The following is a 4,215-nucleotide window of genomic DNA, read 5'->3' on the forward strand; positions in this document are numbered from 1 at the left end:
GATGATCTGATCGTAGCTTTAAGCATTAGTTCCCTGATTTAGGAAACAAAGCCCGCTGTAACTCACGTCCGAGTGACGAGTTTCACTCCAATCACGTTAGGATCTCCATTTTCGTCTATATATAGCGAGACGTTTAAGGGCATGCCTAACGTACTCAAATGCTCTTTATGTACCAGGCTCGACTCTAAAACAGGATCGTGAAACATAATTGTTAGCGAGGGCAAAAAGCGGCTATTCAGCTTGATTGGCAAACCTAGAATATTCAAACGCGATAGCATTTAACAACTGAGGTAAGTCTTTAATATTGTGTTTATTAATTTCGATATAATCATCAACGAAGTGGTCTTTTTCTTCGGCTACCTTATTGATAGAACAACCTAATAATAGAATACAACTTAGCGCTAAAAGGGTTAGCTTCTGCATTTACCATGCCTTGATTAGTTTTAGATAAGGGATGAGGATAGAAGTGGTAAAAAGCTCGAAAGGCGCTCAATAAATCGACATTCACTTTTATTGAGCATGAACCTTCTCGTAGTTCCATTTCAATCATATTTACTCAGTCATTTAACTGTTATTGCGTCTTATCAATCCAATATTTCACCATTACCGAAAACTCTTGATACCTATCTTGATAACAAAAATGACCACTGCCTTTGAATACTGTTAACTCAGCATTCGACATACGTTTAGCTAAACGTTCTCCATTATCGACGTAAAGAATTGCATCGTTTCCTCCCCAAAATATCTGAGTGGGTAACTCTATTTTATCGAGCAATGGATCAACCGTTGCTAGACTTTTTGGGTAGTCTTTAAACCATTGCATGACGGCAGGAATTCGATTGCGATAAGAAGCAATATAGTCGGAAATCTCTTCTTGATTGGGGCGATAGTTCGTATAGCAAACCTTGATACAGCCTTGAACTAAAGAGCCAGCCCCTGTCACTTTAAAAACAGTGCGCCAAAACGATGAGTCGACCATTTTTCGGATGGCGCTTGCATTTGACGAAGGATTAATTGCTGGGCCATCGCCTATCAATAAACTTTTGACATCATTGTCATATGTGCCCACATAGTAAACGATCGCGGGCATACCAACGTCAGGCCCCAATAAATGTGGTTCTTGAATATCCAAATGATTTAAGAATTCTTTTAAAAAGTCGCCTTGAGCCTTGAAAGACATGTATTCAATCCCGCCCGCACTGCCGCCGAACCCAGGCATATCGTAAGCATATAGGTTGTAGTGTTCAGCCAACCCACTCCAAATAGGGGCATACGCAAGAATGCTTTGAGGAAAAGGGGAAAGCATCACAAGAGTCGGTTTACCAATCGCTTCAGAATGTGCGTATCGAATATCGACACCATTTATCTTGGTTCGCTTTATTGGCATGGATGGTGTCGTTTCAAATGTTGGGAACATTGGATAGTCGTTTTTTCTTCGCAACTGCTCCAAGCTTTTATATTCAGAAGTCAATAACATCAGTGCCGATGCGTTAATACGATCAAACACGCTAATTTTTTCTATCTTAGGAGTATGTGTCATTAATTAATCTCTATTTAATTCTCTGAAGTTAAAAGACGCTGAAACCATGATTAAAAATTTCCATCCAATTTATTTATGGTTCTCAAAAATAGTATTGGGGTTTACTCAACTCAGTATTTACAGCTATCAATAATTGTAGTTAACACCATTATTACTAATATTATCGCCACTACTTTACCGATATATTTGATGTTAACTAACATCGTTGGGGTCTGTTAAAACTCGTTAAATTACGTCATTTATGCTATATTTATGACCTAATTCACAGAGGTTTGGATGGATCAATGACTATCAACACAACTTACTTTATAAGGGTAAATAGCCTGATGAATTTGTATTACAACGTATGTAATCAATATTATTCAGATCCAATCTCCCCACAGACAATTCCCCAATCCGCGTTTAATCACACAATGAACCTGTTGCCCATTTCTGAGGTATTTCAGCTTTATGAAGAACTCGAATGCTATACAAAAAATCCAAACTTTATGCTCGAGGCTGTGCGCCATTTCCGGGTCGAAGACTTGGGCGGATTAGGCCAATGGATGTTCTCTGGTCATGACTTAATGTCGACGATAAGAAAGGTAAATTACGGCATGGGGTGTATTCAATCCGGTGCTTTTTGGGTTGCTGCACCTGCGGGGTCTATCATCAAGTGGACTTACAACAATCAGTATGATGCAGAACACTTAGACGTTCATGACAGTATTAGAGTCGCTGTTTTGATGTTAAAGATATTGAAGAAATACCTTGGGGTAGATTTCGCTCCGATGCGCGTATTACTTTCTGGGGAGCGTGCGGATGAGAACCTATATCGAGACTATTTTGGCTGTGACGTAACATGGAATCATCATCAAACAGAGATCTGGTTTCATTCCAACTTACGCTTGGCAAATCTGGCTGAAAATCAAGATACCAAACAAACCTTTTCTTTAAATTTTGAGGACTTGGATCGATGCTTAGATATGCCCGATCCAAGCGATGATACTAAATTGGTTTATGAGGCCATCAATTACTCATGTCACTTTGGATTACCGACGCTCGAAAGAGTATCGAAATTATTTGGTCTATCTACACAAACATTTCAACGCAGATTCCACAAATATGGCCATAACTTCACCGAAATGTGTGGTTTTGTCTTGAGTAATAAAGCCGTCAAGATGCTAAGCCAATCAATGCCTGTCGACGAAGTTGCCCACAAATTGGGATATAGCCACCTAGACAGTTTTACACATATGTTTAAGAAACATCGAGGCATGACACCAAAGCAATACCTCAAGTCATTAGAATAAAATAGAACATCCGCAAAATGTCTCTACTTGCGGATGAGAAAGATTGCATCACCTCGCTAGATGGCTTGGATACTGATCTCGACACGGCGATTGCAGGCTCTTCCGTCTTCGGTTGCATTGTCACAAATAGGGTAACGTTCACCAAGGCCGCTGGTACTGATTCGTCCACCTTTCACTTTTTGATTCACTAAGTAAGCTTTTACTGAATCAGCACGTTTCTCAGACAACTGCTGATTAGAAGCATCATTGCCAGTACTGTCGGTATAGCCTTTGATCTGCAAATACGAATCTGGGTACTCGACCAATATTCTCGCAACACCATTCAATGAATTGTATACCGTCGCTTCAAGTAGGTATTCATCAGAGCGAAAACCGATGCCGTTTTCCATCACCAACACTAACTCATTTTCACCAACACGCTTTACTTGAACGCCTGAACCTAGCAACTCCTGACGCAAAGCGTCCTCTTGCTTATCCAGTGTGTAGCCGACTCCTCCACCGATGAGACCGCCAGCCGTTGCCCCAATTAACGCTCTCTTTTTCCGTTCTTTTGAATTATCTCCAGACAGGAGACCAATCGCAGCACCAGACAAAGAACCAATCGCAGCCCCTTTTGTTGTGGAATTCGTTTCCATCTCACCAGTCGTTGCGTCCTGACGTTGAGTCGCCTGACAGCCCACCAAGCTCGTTAATAGCAACAGAGAGATAATAGGTTTAATGCATCTTTTTATTTCAGAAGATATGAATAGCATAAATATATTCCAGTTAAATTTAGACTTTCGATTAAATATTCACTGAATAGCAAACATATTAAAATTACAGACCACGACTGTGGTCCGTAATTTCATTAATAATCTTATTTTGAATAATTCGGAATTAAATAACCGAATTAACTCTAGTTCTAGTTCTAGCTCTAGCTCTAGCTCTAGCTCTAGCTCTAGAAAGAGTAGAAGTAGTAGAGCTGCGACTTCATACGTAAAATGATTCCACGTATTACATCAAGAAACGCCATAAGCTCTGTTGGCTTTTCTCCGCTAATCCAAGCTAAACCAACCGAGCCGACTGGTACGCTATAGCCTTCAGGTTCAAAGACTTTCAACCTAACAAAGTGATGTTTGTTTTGTAGGTTCTTGCCTGTCGTAGAGCGAACATTCTGGTCAAAGCCAAGCAAGTTACTTTGCGCTTCGCCGGTTGCTTCAATAATACCTTCAACCTCTGCCGTGAATACTTTCCCTGGATAAACTGGCGTTGTAAATTCAGCCAATTGACCCGGTTTAACATTTCTAATCGCTTGATGATTCACTCTCATCAATACGTATTTCTCGTTGGCGGCGTTTTTCAAGGTAGTTGTCATCATTCGCTTGTTTACTAAGCAGCTTCTCT

4 protein-coding genes and 1 pseudogene are annotated in these 4,215 nt (G+C 40.4%); 1 reads left to right on the forward strand and 4 read right to left on the reverse strand.

What is annotated here, in order from left to right; all coding sequences use genetic code 11:
• Positions 1 to 231: 231 nt before the first annotated feature.
• The gene (locus ACED45_RS23760; RefSeq protein WP_102394268.1) at positions 232 to 423 is read right to left on the reverse strand and encodes a hypothetical protein; all 192 of its coding nucleotides are present in this window, start codon (positions 421 to 423) and stop codon (positions 232 to 234) included.
• A 148-nt stretch (positions 424 to 571) separates the two neighbouring features.
• Positions 572 to 1,540, reverse strand: coding sequence for an alpha/beta fold hydrolase (locus ACED45_RS23765; protein WP_371715185.1), 969 nt, complete (start codon positions 1,538 to 1,540; stop codon positions 572 to 574).
• A gap of 284 nt (positions 1,541 to 1,824) precedes the next feature.
• Between ACED45_RS23765 and ACED45_RS23770 the strand changes: the two genes are divergently transcribed.
• A complete protein-coding gene (locus ACED45_RS23770) occupies positions 1,825 to 2,832 on the forward strand; it encodes an AraC family transcriptional regulator (RefSeq protein WP_017081817.1) in 1,008 nt (335 codons plus the stop codon).
• Positions 2,833 to 2,888: 56 nt separating this feature from the next.
• Here ACED45_RS23770 and ACED45_RS23775 read toward each other — a convergent pair whose 3' ends face one another.
• Both ACED45_RS23775 and ACED45_RS23780 read right to left on the reverse strand, forming a co-directional pair.
• Positions 2,889 to 3,551 (reverse strand): OmpA family protein, encoded by a 663-nt coding sequence (locus ACED45_RS23775; protein ID WP_371715186.1) that lies wholly within the window; start codon positions 3,549 to 3,551, stop codon positions 2,889 to 2,891.
• Positions 3,552 to 3,769: 218 nt separating this feature from the next.
• Positions 3,770 to 4,215 (reverse strand): annotated as a pseudogene (locus ACED45_RS23780) (HlyD family secretion protein); the annotation flags it as partial.

The organism is Vibrio crassostreae, from assembly GCF_041439375.1.
Lineage (GTDB): Bacteria > Pseudomonadota > Gammaproteobacteria > Enterobacterales > Vibrionaceae > Vibrio > Vibrio crassostreae_D.